General features: G+C 33.4%; 22 protein-coding genes. 6 read left to right on the top strand and 16 right to left on the bottom strand.

Annotated elements, in window-relative coordinates:
* Positions 1 to 82: 82 nt before the first annotated feature.
* The 9 genes from B4N66_RS08315 to B4N66_RS08355 form a co-directional block, all read right to left on the bottom strand.
* A complete protein-coding gene (locus B4N66_RS08315) occupies positions 83 to 826 on the bottom strand; it encodes an acyl-[acyl-carrier-protein] thioesterase (RefSeq protein ID WP_291093888.1) in 744 nt (247 codons plus the stop codon).
* Positions 826 to 1,764, bottom strand: coding sequence for a tRNA (adenosine(37)-N6)-dimethylallyltransferase MiaA (miaA, locus tag B4N66_RS08320; protein ID WP_291093890.1), 939 nt, complete (start codon positions 1,762 to 1,764; stop codon positions 826 to 828). The genes B4N66_RS08315 and miaA overlap by 1 nt, the downstream gene beginning before the upstream one ends.
* Before the next feature lie 4 nt (positions 1,765 to 1,768).
* Positions 1,769 to 2,611, bottom strand: a complete 843-nt coding sequence (locus tag B4N66_RS08325; RefSeq protein WP_291093891.1) for an ion transporter — start codon at positions 2,609 to 2,611, stop codon at positions 1,769 to 1,771.
* A 31-nt stretch (positions 2,612 to 2,642) separates the two neighbouring features.
* The gene (locus B4N66_RS08330; protein WP_291093892.1) at positions 2,643 to 4,004 is read right to left on the bottom strand and encodes an exonuclease domain-containing protein; all 1,362 of its coding nucleotides are present in this window, start codon (positions 4,002 to 4,004) and stop codon (positions 2,643 to 2,645) included.
* A 58-nt stretch (positions 4,005 to 4,062) separates the two neighbouring features.
* The gene (locus tag B4N66_RS08335; RefSeq protein ID WP_291093893.1) at positions 4,063 to 4,722 is read right to left on the bottom strand and encodes a YggS family pyridoxal phosphate-dependent enzyme; all 660 of its coding nucleotides are present in this window, start codon (positions 4,720 to 4,722) and stop codon (positions 4,063 to 4,065) included.
* 2 nt (positions 4,723 to 4,724) lie between these two features.
* Positions 4,725 to 5,525: a DUF4062 domain-containing protein gene (locus B4N66_RS08340; protein ID WP_291093894.1), complete on the bottom strand. Its 801-nt coding sequence runs from the start codon at positions 5,523 to 5,525 to the stop codon at positions 4,725 to 4,727.
* Between the two features lie 17 nt (positions 5,526 to 5,542).
* A complete protein-coding gene (locus tag B4N66_RS08345; RefSeq protein ID WP_291093895.1) occupies positions 5,543 to 6,760 on the bottom strand; it encodes a DUF1015 domain-containing protein in 1,218 nt (405 codons plus the stop codon).
* An 89-nt stretch (positions 6,761 to 6,849) separates the two neighbouring features.
* The gene (locus tag B4N66_RS08350) at positions 6,850 to 7,734 is read right to left on the bottom strand and encodes a 3-hydroxyacyl-CoA dehydrogenase family protein (RefSeq protein ID WP_291093896.1); all 885 of its coding nucleotides are present in this window, start codon (positions 7,732 to 7,734) and stop codon (positions 6,850 to 6,852) included.
* A gap of 87 nt (positions 7,735 to 7,821) precedes the next feature.
* Positions 7,822 to 8,790 carry a Gfo/Idh/MocA family protein gene (locus B4N66_RS08355; protein ID WP_291093897.1) on the bottom strand — a complete coding sequence of 323 codons (969 nt, stop codon included), beginning with the start codon at positions 8,788 to 8,790 and terminating at the stop codon, positions 7,822 to 7,824.
* Between the two features lie 211 nt (positions 8,791 to 9,001).
* Between B4N66_RS08355 and B4N66_RS08360 the strand changes: the two genes are divergently transcribed.
* Together B4N66_RS08360 and B4N66_RS08365 are read left to right on the top strand one after the other, a co-directional pair.
* A complete protein-coding gene (locus B4N66_RS08360) occupies positions 9,002 to 9,844 on the top strand; it encodes a universal stress protein (protein WP_291093899.1) in 843 nt (280 codons plus the stop codon).
* 381 nt (positions 9,845 to 10,225) lie between these two features.
* Entirely contained in the window at positions 10,226 to 11,773 is a 1,548-nt protein-coding gene (locus tag B4N66_RS08365; RefSeq protein WP_291093901.1) for an AbgT family transporter, read from the top strand.
* A gap of 69 nt (positions 11,774 to 11,842) precedes the next feature.
* Here the strand turns inward: B4N66_RS08365 and B4N66_RS08370 are convergent, their stop codons facing one another.
* The 6 genes from B4N66_RS08370 to B4N66_RS08395 all read right to left on the bottom strand — a co-directional run bounded on the left by B4N66_RS08370 (position 11,843) and on the right by B4N66_RS08395 (position 17,459).
* On the bottom strand, positions 11,843 to 12,532 hold the full coding sequence (locus B4N66_RS08370) for a LipL32 family surface lipoprotein (RefSeq protein WP_291093903.1): 690 nt from the start codon (positions 12,530 to 12,532) through the stop codon (positions 11,843 to 11,845).
* A gap of 137 nt (positions 12,533 to 12,669) precedes the next feature.
* Positions 12,670 to 13,788, bottom strand: a complete 1,119-nt coding sequence (gene dnaN / locus B4N66_RS08375) for a DNA polymerase III subunit beta (RefSeq protein WP_291093906.1) — start codon at positions 13,786 to 13,788, stop codon at positions 12,670 to 12,672.
* A gap of 72 nt (positions 13,789 to 13,860) precedes the next feature.
* Positions 13,861 to 15,525 carry a gliding motility-associated ABC transporter substrate-binding protein GldG gene (gldG, locus tag B4N66_RS08380; RefSeq protein ID WP_291093908.1) on the bottom strand — a complete coding sequence of 555 codons (1,665 nt, stop codon included), beginning with the start codon at positions 15,523 to 15,525 and terminating at the stop codon, positions 13,861 to 13,863.
* Positions 15,525 to 16,250 (bottom strand): gliding motility-associated ABC transporter permease subunit GldF, encoded by a 726-nt coding sequence (gene gldF, locus B4N66_RS08385; protein ID WP_291093910.1) that lies wholly within the window; start codon positions 16,248 to 16,250, stop codon positions 15,525 to 15,527. The genes gldG and gldF overlap by 1 nt, the downstream gene beginning before the upstream one ends.
* Before the next feature lie 79 nt (positions 16,251 to 16,329).
* Positions 16,330 to 16,626: a putative quinol monooxygenase gene (locus tag B4N66_RS08390; RefSeq protein ID WP_291093911.1), complete on the bottom strand. Its 297-nt coding sequence runs from the start codon at positions 16,624 to 16,626 to the stop codon at positions 16,330 to 16,332.
* 5 nt (positions 16,627 to 16,631) lie between these two features.
* Positions 16,632 to 17,459 (bottom strand): SAM hydrolase/SAM-dependent halogenase family protein, encoded by an 828-nt coding sequence (locus B4N66_RS08395; RefSeq protein ID WP_291093912.1) that lies wholly within the window; start codon positions 17,457 to 17,459, stop codon positions 16,632 to 16,634.
* Positions 17,460 to 17,565: 106 nt separating this feature from the next.
* Between B4N66_RS08395 and B4N66_RS08400 the strand changes: the two genes are divergently transcribed.
* Positions 17,566 to 18,516, top strand: a complete 951-nt coding sequence (locus tag B4N66_RS08400) for a PhoH family protein (RefSeq protein ID WP_291093914.1) — start codon at positions 17,566 to 17,568, stop codon at positions 18,514 to 18,516.
* 104 nt (positions 18,517 to 18,620) lie between these two features.
* Here B4N66_RS08400 and B4N66_RS08405 read toward each other — a convergent pair whose 3' ends face one another.
* Positions 18,621 to 18,830: a hypothetical protein gene (locus B4N66_RS08405; RefSeq protein WP_291093917.1), complete on the bottom strand. Its 210-nt coding sequence runs from the start codon at positions 18,828 to 18,830 to the stop codon at positions 18,621 to 18,623.
* 99 nt (positions 18,831 to 18,929) lie between these two features.
* On the opposite strand from B4N66_RS08405, the gene B4N66_RS08410 reads away from it, so the two are divergent.
* From B4N66_RS08410 to B4N66_RS08420, 3 genes are all read left to right on the top strand, one after another.
* Positions 18,930 to 19,439, top strand: coding sequence for a hypothetical protein (locus B4N66_RS08410; RefSeq protein WP_291093919.1), 510 nt, complete (start codon positions 18,930 to 18,932; stop codon positions 19,437 to 19,439).
* 128 nt (positions 19,440 to 19,567) lie between these two features.
* Entirely contained in the window at positions 19,568 to 20,512 is a 945-nt protein-coding gene (locus B4N66_RS08415) for a phosphoribosylaminoimidazolesuccinocarboxamide synthase (RefSeq protein WP_291093921.1), read from the top strand.
* A gap of 176 nt (positions 20,513 to 20,688) precedes the next feature.
* Positions 20,689 to 21,078: an ankyrin repeat domain-containing protein gene (locus tag B4N66_RS08420; protein ID WP_291093924.1), complete on the top strand. Its 390-nt coding sequence runs from the start codon at positions 20,689 to 20,691 to the stop codon at positions 21,076 to 21,078.
* Positions 21,079 to 21,115: the final 37 nt, after the last annotated feature.

The following is a 21,115-nucleotide window of genomic DNA, read 5'->3' on the forward strand; positions in this document are numbered from 1 at the left end:
AGAGCTTCTTTTAGTCGCTTTTTTGCTTTAAGAATTCTAACTTTTTTGCCCAAAATGCTTTCCGTTACAATCTGGGGTAGGGCTATGTACTATATTCCAATTTCAAAGCAAAACTGGTTTTTCCTTTTTTGGTCACACTTACTAACTCAGGATTTTCTTCCTTCGAAGCTACAATTTCAACTTCATCATTCAAATGCAATTCCCTCAAAAAGTTCATATCAAACGCCTTAATTTTATTTTTCAAAATGACTTTCGGATCTATACAATCCAAACACCATTCTAAATATTTTACATTATTGGCGTGATTCACAATATCCAAATCAGAAAGTAAAATCAATTTATTTTTTAAAAATTGAAAGTCAACATTAAAATTTATTTTTTCAAAAGATTGAACCGTTGGTAATCTTTCCGGAAAAAATGTAAAATGTTCAAAGGGTAAAGCTAACGCTTGCGGTTTTCGTAATTCGGTATTCAACACGACCCAAAAAGTAAGAGCACCAACCAATTTTTTATCACCAACATACAATTCCAACGCTCTCACCGAACGGGAATCTTGCATTTCTACAATCCAAGTTTTCACGGTTACAATATCTCGCCATTTTGGTAAATCGGTCACTTCAACTCGCATTCTGCTCAAAACCCAAGCTTGATGAAATTCTTGCATATCACTAAAACTCAATCCGCCCAATTCCGCATGAAATCCGGCTGTTAGCTGCAAAAGATTACACAATTCAGTATGTTTCAACTGACCATTAGGATAACATTGAACGAAATTTATTTCCCATTCTTTTGAATATTCTGATGTAAAACTAGGTGAAATTGGCATTATTTTTCCGTTTTGGATTGTATAAAAGTAGTGATTTCATTTACATCTGTTTTAAAATTAAACCACATTACATTTTCAGTTCGTTTAAACCACGTTAATTGCCGTTTAGCAAATCGACGAGTATTTTTTTTGATTTCTTCAATGGCAAAATCTAAACTTATTTTTTTATCAAAATAATCAAATAGTTCACGGTAGCCAACAGTTTGCAAAGCATTTAATTGTTTGTTAGGATATAATTTTTTCACTTCTTCGAGCAAACCTTCTTGCATCATAAAATCAACTCTTTGATTAATTCTATCATACATTATTTCTCTTTCGGCTTCCAAACCAATGATAATCGGCACAAAATTTCGCTTAATTTTTTTCTGATTTAAAAACGAAGAATACGGTTTTTCGGCTCCGATACAAACTTCGACAAAACGCATCATTCGTTGCGGATTTTGTAATGTTTGCGGATTTTCGATGCTTATTTTTTCAAAATAAATTGGATCTAATTCTTTTAATTTATTCTGTAAATAATTCAATCCGTTTAAATCAAATTCTGTTTTAATCTGTTCTCTAATTTTTGGGTCAATGTCAGGAAAATCATCAAATCCTTTCAAAATCGCATCCACATACAAACCCGAACCACCAACCATGATTTGAATGTTATTTTTTTTAAATAATTCATCCAATTTCAAAATCGCTTCCCGTTCAAAATCACCAACCGAATAACTTTCAAAAATTGATTTATTTTGAATAAAATGATGTGGAGCCGCTTTCAATTCTTCATCAGTTGGAACAGCGGTGCCAATTTTCATTTCTTTGTAAAACTGACGACTATCGCACGAAATAATTTCGCAACCAAAATGTTGAGCCAAAGCAATACTTAAAGCTGTTTTACCAATGGCAGTTGGACCAATAACCGTGATAAGAAAATTTGAATTTGTCAAGGTCAATTATTTACGAGTGTTCGTCTAATTCGTTTCCGCAGTGATTGCAAAATTTGGCACCGTCACTATGATCATCTTTTCCACAACTCATACAATGATGACGTTTTGTTTCCAGACCGCGTTTGTATTCTGATTTTGCAATTTCGGCAGTCACAATTCCGGTTGGAACCGCAATTATCCCGTAACCCATAATCATGACAAGAGATGCAATAAATTGACCTAATGGAGTGACGGGAGTAATATCGCCAAAACCAACAGTAGTTAAAGTAACAATACACCAATAAATACTGATTGGAATGCTTGTAAATCCTGAATCTTTTCCTTCAACCACATACATTAAAGAACCGATTAGAATACAGCTGATCAAAATGAAATACATAAATGCCACAATTTTTCCACGACTGGCAATTAGTGATTTTCGTAATTGTTGCGACTGACCGGAAAAATGAGGATGATTTAAAATCTTGAATAAACGTAATAATCGTAAAGCTCTTATTATGACAAATAAATGACTGCTTGCAAAGAAATAGGATAAATACATTGGTAGAATAGCAATCAAATCGATGATTCCATAAAAACTTAAAATATACCGTTTTGGTTTATCAATACAAATAATCCGAAGTATGTATTCAATTGTGAAAAAAACAGTGATAATCCATTCCAATAAAACGAGTTGGTTGTGGTACTTTATATCAAAACCTTCGACCGTTTCTAACATAACAAGCACAACACTGAGCAGAATTAAACCTAAAAGAATAAGGTCAAAAAGCCTTCCGGCTACTGTGTTTGTACCATAAATGATAATGTGCGTTTTCTGCCTGAAAATTTCATAACTCGATTTAGCTTCTCTCATAGCAACAACTTATTATTCAAAGATAAAGAAATTAAAACTTAACAATCTTCATCACACGGTGTTTTCTTAAGAATGCTTGGATAATATTTTTGGTATCTCGGTTATTTTGCATCGGAATAATGATGTTTCGAAGCACTTCAATATTTGTAATTTGATAATTCAAATCATAAAAACAATAGCCTTTGTAAATTCCGTTTTCGATTAAAATGGCTGAACGTTCTTCGAGGCTTCTCCCTTTGTCAATTACGACCATATTTTCATTTTCAAATTGCGATGCTTCAATAAATTCTTCTACACGAGAATTGTATTCTTCAGGTGAAATTTCACCAATACAAGCTCCGTCACATTCTTTTATTTTATACTGAAAACAAGCATTTTGTGTTTCGTATAAACCATTGATTTTTTGACACAAATTGTACTTTTCAGTGATTTTAAACAAAGCACTTTTCCCTTCTTGTATCGATGCAAAAGATGTTATTTCCTTTTTTCTGAAATCTGTTTTTTGAAGTGAAAGTTTTAAATAACCGTTTTCATCTTTTACAGGATATAAAGCCCATTGAAAAATGGTTTTTCGTTGAGCTCGATTATATATCGGTTTGTTGATTTTAATTTCTTCACTTTCTTTTAAAAGTGCAATTAATTCGTTTCCGGTTTCTTCATACGTAACCGTAAAAACTTCAAACTGAATTTTTTTGCATTTCCGACTCGTTCCCGTAAAATGTTGATTGACACGTTTTTTGATGTTTTTACTTTTTCCAATGTAAATCAAATCACCTTTTTCATTGTGAATGTAATAGATTCCGGTTTTAGAAGGAAGACTTTCCACAATATCCAATAATTTTGGTGACATTCCGGATTTGATTTCCGTTTTTACCAAACTTTTTACGATTTCCTTTTCAACATCTTGTGCCAATAACATTTTGAATAATTTCACCGTTGCCATAGCATCGCCACTTGCCCGATGACGATCTGCCATCGGAATTCCGAGTGCTCTAACCAATTTTCCTAAACTATAAGAAGCATGACCGGGTAATAATTTTTTAGATAAATCAACGGTACAAAGTGTTTGTTTTTGAAATTTGAAACCCAAACGCCTGAATTCAGTTTGTAAAATTCTATAGTCAAACGAAGCGTTATGTGCAACCACAATGCAACCTTCGGTAATCTCAATTATGCGTTTGGCTACTTCATAAAACTTGGGAGCCGAACGAAGCATTGCATTATTAATTCCGGTTAATTTTACCACAAACGGCTGAATCGGAATTTCAGGATTTACCAAACTAATAAATTGATCCACAACCTCGTGACCATCAAATTTATAGATGGCGATTTCGGTTATTCCTTCTTCATTAAATTGACCTCCGGTGGTTTCTATGTCTAAGATTGCGTACAAAGTAGTGTTCAGTATTCAGTTTTTAGTATTCAGTCTATTCTCTATTTTCTATTTTCTTTTATCTTGAACCAAATATACTACTTCCAATTCGAACCATTGTACTTCCGCATTCGATGGCGAGTTGATAATCGCCGCTCATTCCCATGGATAAAGTGTTCAGTTGGCAGTTGTCAATTGTCAGTTGCTTGTGTTTATCAAAAATAGATTTTAAATGAAAAAATTCACGTTTAATTTGATCTTGATTTTCGGTAAAAGTAGCCATTCCCATCAAACCGACAATGCGAATATTTTCGAAGGTTTTAAATTCTTCGGAAGAAAGTAGGTCATTCAATTCCTTTTCATCCAAACCAAATTTGGTATCTTCTTCAGCTATATGAATTTGTAATAAACAATCCACTTTTTTACGCCATTTTACGGCTAAGCGGTTAATTTCTTTGAGTAATTTTAAACTATCCACACCGTGAATCAAACTCACATACGGAATCATGTATTTCACCTTATTCGACTGAACGTGACCAATCATATGCCACTGAATATCTTTCGGCATTTGTTCCCATTTTTCAGTCATTTCTTGGATTTTATTTTCTCCAAAAATGCGTTGACCTGCGTTGTAAGCTTCCATTAAATCAGACACGGGTTTTGTTTTGGAAACAGCAACTAGGGTTACGTGGGGTGGAAGGGAGGATTTTATTTTGTTTAGGTTTTGTTGAATTTTCATAGTTAATTACCTTTTATCCATCCTTTCATTTTTTCTTTATTTTCTGAAATCAACGTATCCAAAGAATGATTAATTTCATTTTTTATTTGATCAATGTTTTTTGGAAACGAACACATTTTAGATTTTACAATTTCTTTAAAATCAATATATTTTTGGACTTTTATATCATAATCTTTAGTGATATCTGTTGGCTTATTGTAAATAATATTGTCATCTAATATTAATGCAAATAATGGTTTACCTTTTTCAACAGCGTAATTATATTCCATTTCAATGTATGATAGCCCTGAAGACTTATCAATGCTACCATATCTTCCACCAAGTATTAAAAGATAAATATCAGAATCATCAATCCATTTTTTGATGACTTCCCATTGTGATTTATCACCAGCGGAAAAGAGTTCCATTCCAGCTGGTATATGACCTTTTTTTAAAATAGATTCTACAGATGCTTGTCTTTCATCTCTTAAATCCAAGTAGGTTGAAGAGATGAATATTTGGTATTTAACTTTTTTGCTATGAGTAATTCCAACATTTTCATCACTCTCATTTTGTTCATTAAATTTTATCCAACCATTGAACTTTTTTTCAATATCTAGACCTTTTCTTGTTATTGAACAAAAGCTTCCGTTAATAATTATTAACCCTTCTCTTTCTAGATGCTTTACAAATTCCTCTGCTCTATTTTTTAAATTTATTTTACGACCGATTGGATTCTCAAATTTTGTGATTTGAAAATTTAAACTATCAGAAGAAGAATATATTAGATTTAGATTATGATTAATTAATTCATTAATATCCATAAAAATAATTATTAAAATTACAACTCATACACAATCAATCCACTTCTAAATTTAGGTTCAATATACGTACTTTTTGGCGGCATAATCAAATTATTATCTGCCAACGCTTTAATTTCAGAAATATCCGAAGGATAAAGCATAAATCCTACTTCAAATTCACCTTCGTCAATCAATTCTTTGATGGTTAAAATCGATTGCTTTCCGGGAATGTATTCAATTCGTTCGTCGTTTCGTAAATCATCAATTCCGAGTAAAGGTTGCAATACTTTATCATATAAAATTTGAGCATCTAAGTTTTCTAAAATGGTAGGATTACTATTTTCCAATTTATAAAATAAAGCATAGAAATTTCCATCCAAATACATTCCAAATTCAAATTTGCTTTGTGGTTTCCACAATTCTTGTTCTTTATTTTTGATGATAAAATGATCGTCTAATTTGGCTAAAAAATCATTGACATCATAACCATTTAAATCACGAATAATGCGATTGAATTCATAAATTTTCACTTCACTTTCAGCAATTAAAAAACTCATGAAATAGTTCAATTTTACATTTTCGGCAGTTTTGTATTCATCGTGTAACAATTCTGCCGAAGCCGAGCGATGATGTCCATCAGCAATATATAATTCCGGAATTTTTTCAAACTGTTGTTGCAACCACTGAATATCTTCTTCATTATCAATTTTCCACAATTGATGTTTCTCTTTGTTGGTGGTGGAATAATTGTAAAGCGGAATATTCTTTTTCTTTTCTGTAATCCATTGATTTATCGAAACATTATCAGGATAAGTAATCAAAACCGGTTCTGTATTAAAACCCGTTTGATGCAAATAATCTTTAAACAATTCTACTCGATACTGCAGCGTATCTTCGTGTTTTTTAATTATATTATTTTTATAATCTTCAATCGAAGTCCCGGATACAATTCCAGTAAACGAATTTGTTTTAGTTTGAATTTCATAAACAAAGAAAACCGGTTTTTCTTCTTCCACAAATATTTTATCGTCTTTAAAATCTTGGTATTTGTGAGCCACACCTTTAAAACGCTTATCTAACGTAATTTTCTGTGAATGCACATACGCTGGATGAATCACGTGTAAAAATGAATACGGATTAAAACTCAACCAAGCCGCAAGCTCAGCCGAACTATAATCGTCATAATTTCTGCAAGTAACTAAGCCAACTTTATCCGCAGTGGGACGAACGGCTTTGAAGGGGATGATTTTGCTCATTTTTTTTTGGTAAATGGTTATTGGTAATAGGTAATTGGTTTTAAGTGCACACCTATTACCATTTACCTATTACCCATTACCATGATTTATTAAAATTGCTTCGAAACTTTCTCCGCTTTCTTGCTCTCCGAATAATCATAAAATCCTTCTCCGGATTTTACACCTAATTTTCCGGCCATCACCATATTCACTAAAAGTGGGCATGGAGCATATTTTGGATTTTTGAAACCGTCATACATCACATTTAAAATGGAAAGACAAACATCTAAACCAATAAAATCGGCTAGTTGCAATGGTCCCATCGGATGAGCCATTCCTAATTTCATAACTGTGTCAATTTCTTGAACGCCGGCAACACCATTATATAACGTTTCAATCGATTCATTAATCATTGGCATTAAAATTCGGTTGGCCACAAAGCCTGGATAGTCGTTCACTTCCGTTGGTGTTTTGCCTAATTTTACCGATAAATCCATAATGATTTTAGTTACTTCATCCGAAGTATTGTAACCACGAATGATTTCAACTAATTTCATAATCGGCACCGGATTCATAAAATGCATTCCAATTACTCGTTCCGGATGAACTACTTGAGCGGCAATTTGAGTAATGGAAATCGAGGAAGTATTCGTTGCCAAAATCACATTATGATCACAAATATCGCTTAATTGCTTAAAGATATTCATTTTTAAACCTACATTTTCAGTAGCGGCTTCCACCACTAAATCTGTTCCAACCACACCGTCTTTGATGTCGGTGTAAGTGATAATATTTGAAATTGTTTTGTGTTTATCATCTTCCGAAATAGTTACTTTGGTCACCATTCTATCTAAGTTGGAAGCAATAGTTGCCATTCCTTTTTCCAACGATTTTTCGGAAACATCAATTAATTTTACGGTAAATCCGCTTTGAGCAAACGTGTGGGCAATTCCGTTACCCATAGTTCCTGCTCCGATTACTGCAATTGTTTTCATTATGTATTTTTAGTTTGTTTTTGTTTCAAGTTTCAGGTTTCAAGTTTCAGGTTTCGCAATAACGTGAAACCTGAAACTTGAAACAAATTATTTTTTCTGCATCGAATCGATAATCATATACGCCACTCGCAACGCTTCCGTACCGTCTTCCAATGTCACAACCGGAGTTGAATTGTTGTTAATTGCATCGGCAAACGTTTCCAATTCATCCAGAATGGCATTGTTCAATGAAACTTCCGGATTATCAAAATAAATTTGTTTTTTAACTCCTTCGGCATTCTGCAAAATCATATCAAAATCACCCGGAACTTCAGGTGCGTCTTTCATTTTTACCACTTCACATACTTTGTCCAAATAATCAACAGAGATATAAGCATCTTTTTGAAAAAAACGAGATTTACGCATATTCTTCATCGAAATTCGGCTCGAAGTGATATTCGCAACACAACCATTTTCAAATTCAATTCGAGCATTGGCAATGTCGGGTGACTGACTCAACACCGAAACACCACTGGCATAAACGGCTTTTACTTTCGATTTTACAACGCTCAAAATCGCATCAATATCGTGAATCATTAAATCCAAAACAACAGGAACGTCTGTTCCTCTCGGATTAAATTCAGCCAATCGATGTGTTTCAATAAACATTGGATTGTCAATTTGATTTTTGACAGCAATGAAGGCCGGATTAAATCGTTCAACATGACCAACTTGACCTTTAACATTATATTCTTTTGCTAAAGCGATAATTTCTTCGGCTTCTTCAACGGTAGTAGAAATTGGTTTTTCAATAAAAACGTGTTTGCCCGATTTAATCGAAACTTTAGCACATTTATAATGCGAAAGAGTTGGAGTTACAATGTCAATTACATCAACGGCGTGAATTAATTTTGCAATTGTGTCAAATTGTTTATAACCAAATTCAGCTGCAATTTTTGCTCCGTTTTCCTGATTTTCATCATAAAAGCCAACTAATTCGTATTTTGAAGATTGATTGAGTAATCGCAAGTGTATTTTCCCAAGGTGACCGGCACCCAAAACGCCAACTTTAAGCATAAAAGTAAATTTTATCAAAAATAGTAATAATAGAAGAATTGACAAGGAAGAATTATTTAAATTATTGAACGGTACAGCTAACCATTCATCTTAATAAAATGTTATAACTGACAATTATCAGTTCAAATTTGATTCATATTGCCTAACTTTACTTTAGATAATTATGGAAGATGGACAACCATCAACTGATAACCTTATAAAACTAACTATCATGAAACGCATACTTTTCCCAACCGATTTTTCAGAAGCTTCCAATAATGCTTTTGTTTATGCCCTAAAATTGGCTGATGCCATGAAAGCGGAGTTAATTACACTTCACGCTTATGAGCTTCCACAATTGCACATGGGTGGCATGCCTAACACACTTAAAGATGTGTACGACAGCATCGAACTAGAAAACTTTGAAAACTTCAAAGATCAAATTCCTGTACTTCGAGATATTGCGGAGAAACATAATTTAAGTCACGTTAAAATCAGTAATATCCTTAAACATGGAGACCTAATTTGGACCATCAAAAAAGTAACTAAAGAAGAAAATATTGATTATGTAGTTATGGGAACCAAAGGAGCTACCGGTCTCAAAGAAACATTTTTGGGCTCCAACACCGGAAGTGTTATGACCGAATTAGAAGCCTACGTAATTGGTGTACCTCAAAATTCAGAATATGTCGGTATTAAGAATATTGTATTTACCACAAGATTCCGTGAAAAAGATTTGAAAGCACTTAAAAAAGTACTCGAATTAGCAAAACTTTTCGATGCAAAAGTACACTGTTTGTATGTCAAAACAAAAAAAACAGATGTAAACCCTGTGGTTATTGAAGATTGGAAGTTTCTTTTCAAAAACGAAAAGATAGCCTTCCACATTTTCGAAGAAGATAACGTACAGCAAACAATACTCAATTTTGTCGATTCATACAATGTTGATATGTTGGCCATGCTCAATTATAAACGTGGCTTTTTCGAAGAATTATTTAAACAAAGTCTAACACAAAAATTGTCCTATCATGTTCAAGTGCCGTTGTTGGCCATTCATGAAAGTAGAGTAGAGTAGGGCGTTCGGGCGGGCTTTCCGTTTCAACTCCTCACGGCTAAACCTATTTTTTATCGGGTTTTGTTAGGCTTCCTTTGGTCGCCCACAAAACCCGTAAAAAATTAGGCCTATCCGTTGCGGGGTTTACACTTCAATCCCTAACGCGAATGCAGTGTCATTTAGTAGTTTTCAGTCACAGTCCCAGTTGTTAGTCCCAGTTTCCCACAATCTTGTCATCCTGACGAAGGAAGCATCTCATAATATAAAATACATTAAATTCTACTTCACCTCTTTTTGGTTCCAAACCCTCAACTTTCAACCCACAACCCGCAACTTTCAACCAACAACCAACAACATATAACAAAAAAATTATTACATTAGTGCCATAAACAAACTAACCTTATGGAAGAAAACGTACCTAAAAAAAAGGGTTTTGTAAACAAAGCTCTTGACTTTATTGAAAAAAAAGGAAACAAGTTGCCCGATCCGGCTATTTTGTTTTTTAGCCTTATGATTGGAATTTGGATTATCTCAGCCTTATTGTCCAATGTCACTTTTGATGTAATTGATCCTCGTTCACAAGCACCAATTGAAGTAATTAATTTACTAAGCGGTACCTCTTTGGCGGCTTTCTTGTCTAACATGGTTACCACCTTCACCGGATTTGCTCCGTTGGGAATCGTATTAGTTGCGATGCTTGGAGTTGGAGTGGCAGAACATGCCGGTTTCATCAATGCCGGACTTAAATCAATGTTGAGCATTACGCCAAAAGCTTTACTAACTCCAATGCTTATTTTGGTTGCCATCGTGTCTCATACTGCTACTGATGCGGGTTACGTGTTAGTTATTCCGCTTGGAGGTGTAATTTTCTATGCCGCAGGCCGACATCCGCTATCAGGAATTGCTGCTGCTTTTGCCGGAGTTTCCGGTGGATTCAGTGCCAACTTTATTCCCTCAGGAATTGATCCGTTATTACAAGGATTTACTCAATCTGCTGCACAAATTATTAATCCTGCTATTGAGTTAAACCCACTTAATAACTGGTTTTTTACTTCAGCTTCTACCTTATTAATTGTGGCTATTGGTTGGTATATCACAGATAAAATAGTTGAACCTCGTTTAAAATCGGTTTCTGTGGAAGTCAATTCCGACGAGCAACCAACCATGGACAAACTTTTACCTAAAGAGAAAAAAGCATTTTGGGCAGCTTGTTTAGTAATGGTAGTCTGTTTATTAGCTTTGTTTTTATGGGCCGCACCTGCCGATTCAGCGTTACGAGCTGAGTCTGGTGATTTAGCTGCGTTATCGGCTCCATTAATGCGTTCGATTGTGCCGTTAATTTTTATCATTTTCCTTATTCCGGGAGTAGTTTACGGTTTAATGTCAGGAACTTTCAAAAAGTCAAAAGACATTATCGACAGCATGACTAAGTCGATGAGTGGAATGAGTTATTATATTGTGATGGCTTTTTTCTGTGCTCTTTTTATAGATGCTTTTACTAAATCAAATTTAGGAGCTTTGTTAGCGATTAAAGGAGCTTCTGGTTTAAAAGCATTGGCTCTTGCACCTGAAATTACAATTGTTGGAATTATTTTGCTAACCGCTTTTGTCAACTTATTTATTGGCTCTGCCTCTGCAAAATGGGCTCTTTTGGCTCCTATTATGGTGCCAATGTTGATGCAATTAGGAATTTCTCCTGATTTAACTCAAGCTTCGTATAGAGTAGGGGATTCTGTTTCCAATATTGTAACTCCGTTAATGCCTTATTTTCCTTTGGTAGTTGTGTATTGTCAGAAATATGTAAAGAGTACCGGAATTGGAACATTAGTTTCAATGATGATTCCATACTCAATCGCTTTTATGGTTTTATGGACAATATTCCTTTTGATTTATTGGGCTTTAGGTATTCCGTTGGGATTACAAGCTTCCTATGAATATATTGCACCATAAAGTATTCTTAGCATAATAAAAAGCCGGAACTATTATAATAATTCCGGCTTTTTCTATTTTTTATTGTATTTATTTTACAACAATTAGTTCTGGCTTAGCTGCAATTTGTACACCTGGTAGTTTAATAGGTGCTCCAATTTGTGCAAGAAAACTTCCGGTTACTTCTCCTCTTTTATAAGTAGTAAACCCGATACGATACAATCCCATAACCAATGATTTGGTTGGGTTTGATGTATCACTTGTAATTCTGATTAATGAATTGTATTTACTTCCGGAAGGTTGAGCTGGCATCTCACTAGAATCATCATTTTGTTCAATAGATATCCATTTCGTTGTTTTAGCTTTAGTTGCAACATCTTCTAGTCTTAGAACGCTTTCGGCTCTTTCAAAAGATATCCAAGTGTCAAAATAACTTTTTGTGTCAGCTGAATTGGCAGTGTAATCTGGTGAAACGATATCTTTTTCAGTAGTTTTTGTTCCCTCTGGAACAGGAGAAATCATTCGGATTCCTATTTCAGGAGCAGCAACAGGAATCCAAACATATACATAATACATTTTTTTTCCATTTACCACTTCATCAGGTGCAGTTCCGGGTTTTACAAATCCAAAATAACTGGATAGATCAGTGTAAGGAACTCTAACTTCTTTTCCCATTAGACTTTTTTTACCTAAATCTGCTCCAAACTTATCTAGTTTTTGAGCGGTTGCATTGACAGCGAAACTAAGACAGATAATCGCTGCTAAAACATTTTTTTTCATTATTTATTGATATTGGTTATTCCTACTCTTTTACGGATTTTCGGTTCCTCCGAGAGGTAAATTACTTGAAATTATTTCATAAAAAAAAATCGTATTGCTAAAACAATACGATTTTTTATAAAAAGATAGATATAATATTAATTGTTCAACATAACCGGCATAACCAACATCGTGATTACTTCTCCATCGTCTAATCCGTCAACAGGAGTTAGAATTCCGGCACGGTTTGGCAACGACATTTCCAATTGAATTTCATCCGATTGAAGGTTGGTTAACATCTCTGTTAAAAAACGAGAGTTAAAACCAATTTGTAAATCATCACCTTGGTAATCACACGTTAATCTTTCTTCTGCTTTGTTAGAGTAATCAATATCTTCTGCTGAGATATTCAGTTCGGTTCCGGCAATTTTTAAACGAATTTGGTGTGTTGTTTTATTCGAAAAGATAGCAACACGACGAACAGAGCTTAAGAATTGTGTTCTGTCGATGTGTAATTTATTTGGGTTTTCCTTTGGGATTACCGCTTCATAGTTTGGGTATTTTCCATCAATTAAACGACAAACTAACATGTAATTGTCAAATGAAAATACGGCATTACTGTCGTTGTATTCAATTTTTACTTCGCTGTCTGAAGTTCCTAAAATACCTTTTAAAATATTTAAAGGTTTTTTTGGCATAATAAAATCGGCTACTTCAGAAGCTTTCACGTCTGTGCGAGAATATTTTACTAATTTATGAGCATCGGTTGCTACAAAAATTAATCCTTCCGGAGAAAATTGGAAGAAAACACCGGACATTACTGGACGTAAATCGTCGTTTCCGGCAGCAAAAATTGTTTTACTGATTGCTGTTGCTAAAACTTCCGCAGGAACTAAGGTTGAAGATGGATCATCTAATACAACCGCTTTTGGAAATTCGTCACCCGAAGCATAAGCCAAGGCATATTTTCCTGAATTTGAACTGATTTCGATGGTATTATTCTCTTCAACAGTAAAAGTTAAAGGTTGTTCCGGGAATGTTTTTAGAATTTCTAATAATAATTTGGCAGGAACAGCTACACTTCCTTCGCTTTTGCTGTCTATTTCAAGAGTGGCTGACATGGTTGTTTCTAAATCAGAAGCAGAAACAATCAACTGATTATTGTCTAATTCGAATAAGAAATTATCTAAAATTGGTAGTGTATTACTGCTGTTAATCACACTACCTAAAACTTGTAGTTGCTTTAATAAATACGAACTCGATACTATAAATTTCATTTCGGTTTTTATTTTTTATATCCCACAAATATAAAGGTAAGTATTGAAACAAAAAAAGTATTTTATTAACATCTATCGGGCATATTTTCTTTTTCGCAAATAAGCGAACAAAATAGCAAAAAGAAACAACAATAGTATTGGTAATCCAACAGTTAATAGTTGAATATAAGTATAATCTTTCTCTACTTTTTCTTTGTCGAGAAAAGCTAATTTTACTTCTTTATTCCTAATGTTAATAAGTCCGCTATCATCCAACAGATAATTCATGGCATTCAGCAAAAATTCTTTGTTGCCATACACTTGTTGTGTCCATTGGTCGATGCCACCGTTTAAGGGTTTTTTGTTGACGTAGTTATAGTTTACAATATCACCATCGGCAATCACAATCATTTTATTTTCCTTGCCTTCGTCTAAATTGGTTTTTGCAGAAAAGGGTTTCACTCTGTTTTTAAAACCGGAAGTAAATTTTCCCTCTAAAAGCACTCCTAAATTTTGGTTTCCTTTGTTATAGGATTGCTCATCTAATTCTTCCATAAATTCATATAAATTCATTTCTAAAGGAGCACCAACTGCTTTGGATTGAGGAGAACTTTTAAGTAAAACTGTTTTTTTGATGCCATTTTTTAACGTATCAAGCGTATTGGCAAATTCTAACTTAATAAGATTGATATTTTTGTTGATAGTATGGTTATTATCTGATTTAATAATTGGCGAATATAACCAATCAATAGGAACGTCACCTTGAGCAGACTGAGCGGTGATGGGCGTTGATAACAAATCCTGCACTAATTGATAATTGATTCGGACTCCGTATTTAAAAAATAAATCATCTAAATTTAATTCTCTTGGAAATGCCAAAGTAGTATTGTTTTCATTTTGAAGTGAATCAATGTCAGCAACCACTTTATCAATCAACCACATCGTTTTTCCACCTTTCATCACAAATTGATCTAAGATGTATTTTTCGTTATCCGAAAAGGCTTGTGTTGGTTTCACAATAAGAGCCGCATCAAAACGATCCAGGTTTTCCAGAATTTTTTGTGGATTGTCTTGCAATGAATCCAGATTAAACTCCCCTAATTGATAATATTCTCTCAAATTCAACAAATAATCGGCTTGGTACTTGTCTGCCAATTGTCCATTTCCTTTTAAAACTGCAACTCGTTTCTTTTTTTCGGTTGTTATTTTGGTAATCGCATCAGCAAAAGCAAATTCTAATAATTGCACAGAACTGTTGATGTTTTCCGAAGGAGAATTCCCAAAATTATTAACCAAAAGCGGCACACGAACTGATTTTTCATTCTGATTAGCAATAGCCCAAGGAAAAATTTGAATTAATTCTTTTTTACCTTTTTTGTTGCTGTTGATGTTGGTGGGAATAAAACCTAGTCTAACTAACTCTTCAACATATTGTTGAGCTTGACTTTCGTCTTCCAACGGATTTGTGAATTGAAAAATTAGATTGGAATTATGACTGCGAAATTCTTCTAAAATTTGTCTGGTTTCGTTTTGAAGACGTTTGAATTCAGGAGGAAAATTCCCATCTAAAAAAACATCAATAAAAACAGGTTCTTCAATGTTTTCGATTAGTTTGATGGTGCTTTCTGATAAAGTATAGCGTTTATCTTGGGTTAAATCAAATCGCTTGAAATAGAAATTTCCAACTATATTAATGACAATAATTACTGCCAAAAGCAGTAAAAATGGGAGTATATTTTTTTTAGTTTGCGTGTTCATTAGTTTTTCAGGGATTTAAGTTGATAAACTGTCGCGGCTAAAAACAAAACCGTCACACTAATAAAATAGAGAACATCTCGAGTGTCGATTACACCACGACTGATGCTTTTGTAATGAAAATCCATTCCCAATGAAGCAACAAAATCTGAAAAAGAAGCGGATAATGTTGAAATTCCTTCAAATCCAAAATAAAACAGAAAACACAAAAATACAGCGATGATAAACGCAACAATTTGATTTTCTGAAAGGGTTGAAGTAAACAATCCAATAGAGGTATAAGATGCAACCAAGAAAAGTAAACCAAAATAGGAACCAATGGTGCTTCCTAAATCGAAACTTCCGGCAGGAGAGCCATAATTGGAAATTACAAAAACATAAACCAACGTTGGAATTAACGCAATTATTATCAAAACAAATGCTCCAATAAATTTTCCGTTAACAATTTGCCAACTTGTTAATGGTTTTGTCAAAAGTAACTCGATGGTACCTTGTTTCTTTTCATCCGAAAAACTTCGCATGGTTACTGCAGGAATTAGGAAAATTAAAATCCAAGGAGCTAATGTGAAAAACGGGTTTAAATCGGCAAAACCGCTGTTTAAAATATTAAAGTCACCTTCAAAAATCCAAAGGAAAAGTCCGTTTAGAATTAAAAATATTGCTACCACCATGTAACCAATGGGTGAGCCAAAGAATGATTTTATTTCTCGTAGAAGAATTGCTTTCATTTATTTTTATAGATTTAAAAGTTTAAAGATTTAAGCGTTTAAAAGTTTATCAAACAATGTTGAACTATTTTAAACAAACTTAAACTAAAGAAACTAACTTATTCACACTCCAAGCCTCAGGTTTATCATTGAATAATTTTTTGGTAAACTGCCAAACATCATAAAATAGTTCAGAATTGCGGTAGTTTTCCAAATCGTTTTCAGTTTCCCAATAACTATAGGTAAAAAATATTTCAGGATTGTTTTTATCCTGATATAATTCTAACAAACGGTTTCCCGGTGCATTTCGTATTTTTTCTTTCATTAAATCAAAATTTTCCAAAAACTTCGGAATATTTTCTTCGTGAAAACTCATTTTTACGATTCTGACAAACATATTTTTTATTTAAAATTAATGGTAATGGTATCACGATAACCAATTCCTAATAAACTTGTTGCTGTGCCAACGGTTGCTGCATTGCTTCTGAATATAGCAATTTCTAAGTAACCTGCTTCGTTGAAAATAGCCAATTTTTCTCCTTCATAATATTTAATCGGAAACTTATCAGAAACAGCAATAGAAGAATAATTAGGTAAAATTGTTTTTAACGGTCGTGGTTTAATATCAATTTCATACGGTCTTCCTTTTCCTAATTCGATAAATTGCTTTTTAGAAATATTAATGACAATATTTCCAAAATGATCAATGTAAATCACGTTTCCTCTGATAGAATTTCCATCTTTTGAAACAATAGGTTGCAAATCTGTTATTTGTTTTAAGGCGGTAATTTCTTTGCCAATAACCGTTAATGTTCCACCTTTTGCCAAATGACAGGCTACGGTTTTAAACACATCCATATCAGTTGCATCTTGTGATAACCGGTCATGAATGTTAATAGCTACAATTTTTTGCGGAACAATATGTTGCGTTAGCATGCTCAAAATTCCGTTATCGGCACACACAAAAAAATGGTCATTCCACTCCATGGCAATGTGTTCATTTTCGGTATTGCGTTCGGCGTCAACACCAATTAAATGGACAGTTCCTTTAGGAAAACTATTGTATGCAGCTTGTATAATATAACTTGCTTCGGAAGCATTAAACGGATCTATATTATGCGAAATATCTATAATCTTGGCATCCGGAAATTCAGATATAATTTTACCTTTCAAAGCACCCACAAAATGGTCTTTGAGTCCGTAGTCCGTAGTAAGCGTAATTATTGACATTTTTTTGTTTATAACTATTCGTAGAACCTACGAAGTTTTTTGTTTAAATTTGAGTGATGCAAATCTACTAATTAAAAACTATTTTTTAATTTTAAAACTGTTGCTTTTGAACGAAAGAATTATTGAACTACACGACATTGCCCCAAAAGAGTTTTGGGGAGCTCAAGATACCCATCTTGAAACCATCAAAAAATACTATCCAAAGCTAAAAATTGTAGCCCGAGGAACCACCTTGAAGGCTTACGGCGAGAAGGAAGTGTTAGATGAATTTGAAAATCGTTTTAACCGATTGATGCTTCATTTTACCCGTTACAATAATATTGATGCCAACGTTATTGATCGAGTAATTCAAAGTAATTCGCAGGAAGAACAACGAATGCCGGATCATGACAAAATTTTGGTTCACGGTATTGGCGGAAAACTTATCAAAGCCATGACACCGAATCAACAAAAATTAGTTGAATTGGTTCAAAAGAATGACATGGTTTTTGCAGTTGGTCCGGCCGGAACAGGAAAAACCTACACAGGTGTGGCTTTGGCTGTAAAAGCTTTAAAAGAAAAACAAGTAAAACGAATTATTTTAACTCGCCCTGCTGTTGAAGCTGGTGAGAATTTAGGTTTTCTTCCCGGTGACATGAAGGAAAAACTCGATCCGTATATGCAACCCTTATATGATGCCTTGCGTGATATGTTGCCTCCACAAACGTTGGAAGATTATATTTTAAAAGGAATTATACAAATTGCACCTTTAGCTTTCATGCGTGGAAGAACATTAGACAATGCTTTTGTAATTTTGGATGAAGCTCAGAATACAACTCATTCTCAAATGAAAATGTTTTTGACTAGGATGGGAAAGAATGCCAAGTTTATCATTACCGGAGATCCGGGACAAGTTGATTTACCTCGTAGAACCATTTCCGGTTTAAAAGAAGCTATTTTGATTTTGAAGGATGTAGAAGGAATTGGTATAATTTATTTAGATGACAAAGATATTGTGCGTCACCGACTGGTTAAAAAAGTGATTGATGCTTATAAGAGTATTGAGAATTTGGATTAACGAATGATTTAAACAAAGATTTATATACTAATATTAAAATACAAACCTTTCCGAATTCATTTTTGGGAAGGTTTAGTTTTATAGATAATGAAGAAAATTATTTTTTATTTGCTGATTCTAATTGCGATTTTGCTTATCGTAGTTGCTACAAACGTAGATTTTTTTACTTCTCTTGTTCCCGGCTGGAATACCACACTATATCCTTTTTGGATAATTGTTGCTTTATTTTGGATTGCTTTGGTAGTACTCACAGTGATTTTATTCTTTATCATAAATGGAATAAATATAATTTTTAAATGAAAATAGACTGCCATAATATAACTTGTTGACAGCCAAAGAATAAGAATTTAATTACTTTTTCGGCACAGTATTTGACAAGCTAATAGTAATTAACAATAATTAATAAATTAAAAATGAAAAAAATCGTTTTAGTATTCAGTTTGTTCACAGCAAGTTTTGCTTTTTCACAATCACAAGAAGTGAAAATTACGCCTGATAATTCATGGTTCAAAGCTGGTTTGAATGTTGGTTTGCCAATTGGTGACACAGCAGATTTTACTTCTTTTACTGTAGGAGCAGACGTTAGAGGGCAATATTTGGTAAATCCTAGTTTTGGGATTGGTATAGCTTCTGGTTACAATCATTTTTTTGGTAAAGATCAAGCAGAAGATTTCGGTTTAATTCCATTAGCTGGTTTCGCAAGATATTATGCTCAACCGGCAGGGTTGTTTGTAGGAGCAGATTTCGGTTACGGATTTTTAACCAATGCCAATGACAACAGTGGTGGTTTATATTTAAGTCCACAAATTGGTTACCACAATGAAAAATGGAATTTCTATGGTTACTATCAACACACGTTTGCCGAAAATGATATCGACATTCAAGTTGTAGGTTTAGGAGTTACTTATAATATTATGTTCTAACATTTGAACATAATAAATTTAGAAAGGATAGCATTTGCTATCCTTTTTTTATACAAATTTTTAAAGCTTTTCATGAATATAAAGTGAGTTATAATTTCTATTTTTGCACTTCACAACAACACACAACCATGAACACTATTACGACTACTAATTTCAATTTCCCCAATCAAAAATCTGTTTACCGAGGCAAAGTCAGAGAAGTTTATAACATTAACGATGAAATTCTTATCATGATTGCTACTGACAGACTTTCTGCCTTTGACGTTGTCATGCCAAAAGGAATTCCGTATAAAGGACAAATTCTAAACCAAATTGCAACAAAGTTTATGCAATTAACCCAAGATATTGTTCCAAATTGGCTTATTGCAACTCCAGATCCTAATGTCGCAATTGGACATTTATGCAATCCTTTTAAAGTGGAAATGGTTATTAGAGGTTATTTGTCAGGTCATGCTGCCAGAGAATATTCAGCCGGAAGACGATTACTTTGTGGAGTAGAAATGCCTGAAGGATTAAAAGAAAATGATAAATTTCCCACACCAATCATTACACCTACAACAAAAGCGGATAATGGTTCACATGATGAAGATATTTCACGTGAAGCCATTTTAGAAAAAGGAATTGTTTCTGAGGAAGATTATCTCATCTTAGAAAAATACACAAGAGCTTTATACCAACGTGGAACTGAAATTGCAGCTTCCAGAGGATTAATTTTAGTAGATACAAAATATGAATTTGGTAAAACTAAAGACGGTAAAATTGTATTGATTGACGAAATTCACACACCGGATTCTTCTCGCTATTTTTATGCTGATGGTTATCAAGAAAGGCAAGATAAGAATGAAGAACAAAAACAACTTTCTAAAGAATTTGTTCGTCGTTGGTTGATTGAAAATGGTTTTCAAGGAAAAGAAGGTCAACAAATTCCAAATATGACAGAGGCTTATATTGAAACTGTTTCAGATCGATACATCGAATTATATGAAAATATCATTGGTGAAAAATTCGTTAAAGCTGATATTTCTAATATCCACGAAAGAATTGAAGCAAATGTATTGAATTACCTCAAATAGCAATAATAACTATAGTTTATAAAAATTTAGCTAGGCAATTGTCTGGCTTTTTTTATGTGTAAATGTTAAAAATTTGTTATAAATATTTAATAATGTAACAATTAGAACAACCTGTCGTCTATTATTATAATCAATCATCAAAAAATTAATCAATCATTAATCAAAAAACGAACATCATGAAAAAATCAATTGTTTACTTAGGAATTGCCCTTTTGGGTTTTGGTACATTAGCTAATGCAGCTACAGAGTTAAAAACTACTTCAACTGAAGTAAATGTTTATGCAAAATTTTATTCAACTCCGCTTTGTGTTGCAATCAGCAAAGGTGAAGTTGATGTTGTTAAAAAATTCATCGAATACGGAGCAGATATTAATGAAACAACAAACGGATTAACTCCGTTAATGTATGCTGCCCGTTACAATCAAGTTGAAATTATCAAATTACTTTTAGAAAAAGGAGCGAATGTAAAAAGTAAAGATGAAAGAGGTCTTACGGCATTGAATCATGCTGAAAATTCAAAAGCAACAGAAGCTATTGAACTTTTGAAAAATCATTCAAAAAAATAAAAATTGGTTTAGGTTAGTTGTAAACTAAAAATCCCAT

Origin of the sequence: Flavobacterium sp. UBA2787 (genome assembly GCA_002352205.1) — a bacterium.
In the GTDB taxonomy this organism is placed as follows: domain Bacteria; phylum Bacteroidota; class Bacteroidia; order Flavobacteriales; family Flavobacteriaceae; genus Flavobacterium.